The organism is Planktotalea sp., from assembly GCF_039984035.1.
Classification (GTDB): domain Bacteria; phylum Pseudomonadota; class Alphaproteobacteria; order Rhodobacterales; family Rhodobacteraceae; genus Planktotalea.
Window position 1 is genome coordinate 1 of record NZ_JBDWVM010000163.1, and the last position, 4,191, is coordinate 4,191.

The 4,191-nt window shown below is 52.7% G+C and carries 4 protein-coding genes and 1 pseudogene; 4 read left to right on the forward strand and 1 reads right to left on the reverse strand.

The features are described from left to right. The 4 genes and pseudogenes from ABJQ89_RS07360 to ABJQ89_RS07375 form a co-directional block, all read left to right on the forward strand. Positions 1 to 677 (forward strand): annotated as a pseudogene (locus ABJQ89_RS07360) (TRAP transporter substrate-binding protein DctP); the annotation flags it as partial. A 121-nt stretch (positions 678 to 798) separates the two neighbouring features. Continuing rightward, positions 799 to 1,644, forward strand: a complete 846-nt coding sequence (locus ABJQ89_RS07365) for a TRAP transporter small permease subunit (RefSeq protein ID WP_348495608.1) — start codon at positions 799 to 801, stop codon at positions 1,642 to 1,644. Then, positions 1,644 to 3,002, forward strand: coding sequence for a TRAP transporter large permease (locus ABJQ89_RS07370; RefSeq protein ID WP_348495609.1), 1,359 nt, complete (start codon positions 1,644 to 1,646; stop codon positions 3,000 to 3,002). Before ABJQ89_RS07365 ends, ABJQ89_RS07370 begins: the two co-directional genes overlap by 1 nt. Positions 3,003 to 3,010: 8 nt before the next feature. After that, entirely contained in the window at positions 3,011 to 3,790 is a 780-nt protein-coding gene (locus ABJQ89_RS07375; protein WP_348495610.1) for an IclR family transcriptional regulator, read from the forward strand. Here the strand turns inward: ABJQ89_RS07375 and ABJQ89_RS07380 are convergent. Further along, on the reverse strand, positions 3,787 to 4,191 hold a 405-nt coding region (locus tag ABJQ89_RS07380), incomplete at its 5' end, for an AraC family transcriptional regulator (RefSeq protein WP_348495611.1). The genes ABJQ89_RS07375 and ABJQ89_RS07380 overlap by 4 nt on opposite strands.

A 4,191-nucleotide genomic window follows, 5' to 3' on the forward strand; every position in this document is an offset into this window, starting at 1 on the left:
TTCGCGGCATCCAGTTGGGTCTCGCTTGGGAAGACAAGCCGACAGTTACATCTGTTGAACAACTCGCAGGCACGAAGAACCGTGTAACAGGTACACAGCTTGGCCGTATCGCCATGACCGCAATGAACCTGAACCCAGTTCCAGTGGCTTGGGAAGAAACACTCGACGCGCTGAAAACGGGTCTGATTGATGGTGCGGAAACTTGGTCCTCAGCGGTTGCTTATGCAAACATGAGCCCTGTTGTATCTCAGTCTGTGTATCTCGACTTCTTCTGTGGCACAGAGCACACAGCAATGAACGCTGGTGTCTTCGATAGCCTGTCTGGCGAATTGCAAGACGTCGTGATGGAAAGCTCCTACTGGGCGCAAACACACGTTCAAGCCGCGAACGAAGCAGCGCTGGTCAAAACTGTTGGTGTTTCCGATCCACAGCTTCCAGACACGATCTTTGCTAAGAACAACGTACGTAACGCGTTCTTGTCTAAAGAAGAAAAGCGCAAAGCCGAAGAAATGTGCTCACCAGAGTTCCAACCACAGCTGTGGGAAGAATGGCGCGAGCGCCTTAACGGCTGGTCCGGTGGCTTGGACACGTATCAGGAAATCTACGACATCTCCCGCGAGATCGACGAAGATACGCTTCCTGAAAACGTGGAACCACGTCGTTGGTGGAAAGCGTAAGTCACCACTGGCTTATCGACAAAACAAGCCGGTCCAAATCACCTTTGGGCCGGTTTTCTTGTTCTCAGATCGCCACAACGCGGCATAGTAGACGAACGCAATTCAAAGGGGAGGATGCCAGATGTCAGTCTGGTCGGACATGGTCACCATCGTTACAGCAACGTTGAGTGGCGACATCAATTTCAAAGTTGTACAGGCATATCGTTCTGAAGCGGCTTGGTTCGTATTCGGACCGCTAACCATCATTGGCGCAATCGCGCTTTATTATCGCGAACGTTTTGCGGAGCGCCTCGAAGGGCGACTTGGCTATTCGGTCACCAAAATCACGCACCCAATCATTTCTCTTTTGCTAGTGCTCGGTCTCGCGGCTGCGTTTTTGCCCCCTATCAACAGTCTTTTGGACACGCTGACCGCTGGTTATCTGGCTGTCCTTGTCGTGTTTGGTCCGATCCTGCTTATTCTATTCGAGCGTACGCCCGAACGAACGATTGTGATCTATTGCTACATCGTAATGGCTGCGATCATCTTCATTGGCGTTATTCAACGCTTTGTCTTTTCCGTGCAAGTCCCCTGGTCCACGACCATTCCACCGCTGCTCTTTATGATCATGGCTTGGTTCGGCGCGACGTTTAACATTCGCTTGCGCACACACTTGAGCTTTTCAGAGTTTCGCACGAAATTCGGCCCAAAAGGGCAGCTTTTTTGGCTTACCTTTGACAACATACTTTGGCTGATTTTCTGCATCATCGTTGTGACAACCACGTCCCGCGTGACTGTGAATACATATGATAACTTCGCGATTGTGCTTGGAACTGACGATACTATGCGTTGGTGGTTCCTCGTGACGATGCCTGTTTGCTTTATCTTGCTCGCGACACGCGCGATGGAGAATATTCACGAAGATTTCGCCAACTACAGAACGGATCAACCTTTGATCAAACAAGCCGTAATTGGGGGGGATGTGTAATGGGTGATTCAACTTGGATTACGATTATCTCATTGGCCTGCACGTTCCTCTTTATGATGGGAACACCAGTCTTATTGGTCATCTTCTATTGGGTCGTCGGCTGTAGCTTTGTCATCGACCTGACATTGGACAACACAGGCGGCGAACTCTTGAACGTCTTTAAAGACGGCTTTGCACTGCTCGCGATGCCCCTGTTCATCCTGACGGGCGACTTGATCAACCGTTCTGGCATCGCCAAACGATTATCAGACTTTGCCTATGCCTGCCTTGGATGGATCCGCGGCGGTCTTGCGATGGCGGCCATCGGCGCTTGCGGCTTGTTCGCAGCGATCTCTGGGTCCAACTCGGCAACCACAGCAACCATCGGTTCGATGTTGCACCCAGAAATGGTAAAAGGCGGATATGATGAACGCTTTGCTGCGGCGACTGCCGCGGCGGGCGGTACGGTCGGCATTATCATTCCACCGTCCATCATCTTCATCGTTTATGGCTTCCTGATGAACCTGCCGATCTCTGATCTGTTCATAGCGGGCATTGTTCCGGGATCGCTGATGGTTCTGGCAATGATGGCGACGTGTTTCGTTGTTTGCTCCATCAACGGTTGGGGCATCATCATCGCACTGTCATTCAAACGCGTTTTGAAAACAGCAGTTGGCGCATGGCTCGGCTTCTTCGCGATCGGTCTTGTTCTTTGGGGCATTTACACGGGTAAATTTTCCCCGACCGAGGCGGCGGGCGTTACAGTGGGATTTGGTATCATCGTTGCTTTGACCAGCTATCCGCTAAACAAGATCATGGGCACCAGCGCCGACACACCGATTGAAGAACGCTCCATCACGTCGATGTTTGTTGTCGAGGGCTTCACGCTCAAAGACATCCCATCGGTTGTTGTGCGTTCGGCTCAGATCAGTGGCATCCTTGCACCGCTCATCGCTGTGTCGGTTGTGATGCAACAAATCCTATCGCTCCTTGGCGCGCAGGAAGTCATTGGTGGTTTCGTGACAGGCATGGGTGGCTATTACCCCGTTCTGTTTACAGCAATGGGCATCGTGTTCGTGGCAGGCATGGTTTTGGAGTCGCTTCCAGTGACCATTATCTTGGCGCCAATCTTGGCCCCAATCGCTGCGAGCGTTGGCGTTGATCCGATCCACTTCTCAGTGATCTTCCTTGTTGGGGCATCTATTGGCTTCATCACGCCGCCCTACGGCTTGAACCTCTATGTCGCATCAGGCGTCACTGGGGTTCCGTATTTCAGACTGTTAAGGTATTCGACCATGTACCTAGCAGCGCTGATTACCGTGTGGATCACCGTTGCACTCATTCCAGATTTGGCGCTGTTCCTCGTGCCAAGTAGATAAGAGCGCAGATGACCAACGAGCCTCAAATACAAAAAGAGCCGCAGATTCCTACGAATTTGCGTCTCTTACTTATCGTTGAAGAAATTGCAAAAGCAGGCAGCCCGCTCAAGCCAATGCAACTGGCCGAGGTGCTAGGTCTGCCGAAACCGACAGTGCATCGTCTGCTCCAAACCGCTGAAAGTGAAGGGTTCCTTCAACGGGACCTCGATGGTCGATCCTATGGGCCCGGCCCCCGATTGCGTCAGCTTGCCGTGCGAACGATGTCATCCGAACACCTGCGCACAGGGCGGTTGGCCATTTTGAAAGGCGTCGCTGAAGATATTGGTGAGACCTGCAATCTGGCAACGCCGGATCGTGAAGGTATGACCTATCTGGACCGTGTCGAAACCCATTGGCCCTTGCGCATTCAACTGCCCATCGGCACCAACGTTCCATTCTATTGTACAGCAAGCGGAAAAATGTACCTCTCAACGCTGCGCGACAGCACGCTTGAGGCGGTTCTCAAATCTCGCCCGCTCGAAGCCCTCACTGATAATACCCTGATCGATCCAGACGCTTTGCGCCGTGAGCTCGCGGAAACGCGCGCGCGCGGCTATTCGCAGGACAACGAAGAATTTATGATGGGTATGACCGCCCTCGCAGTGCCCGTGAAGGACAATGCAGGGCGATTGCTCGCAACCTTGTCAGTGCACGCCCCCGATCAAAGACATTCTGTCGAGGATTTGGTTGATTTCTTGCCGCGACTTCAAACTGCCGCGCAAAAGCTGTCAGAACTACACAACAGCTAAACCCGATTTAACTGGCTTTTACGCCATTGATCCGGCGTAAGATCGGTCCATCCCCGAAACGCACGAAAAAACGCGCTGGGTTCTGCAAACCCCAACATATGTGAAATCTGGGCAACGCTCAGGTCTGCATTGCGCAGAAGCGTCAGCGCGCGATCACGACGCAAATCCGACTTGAGACTACGGTAACTATGCCCCTGCTGCCCGAGCTGACGACGCAAGGTTGCAACAGACAGACCGAGGTGTTGCGCCAACTCTGGAAAACTGGGCCAGTCCATCGGTTCACGCGCTTTCAGCAAGACCATCACAGCGCCAAGCGCGCCTTCATCATGTTGATAGCCCGTGAGATATATTCCCGGCGCTGCGCGTAAAAAGCGTTTGAGCGCCGCCTCATTTCTGTTGAC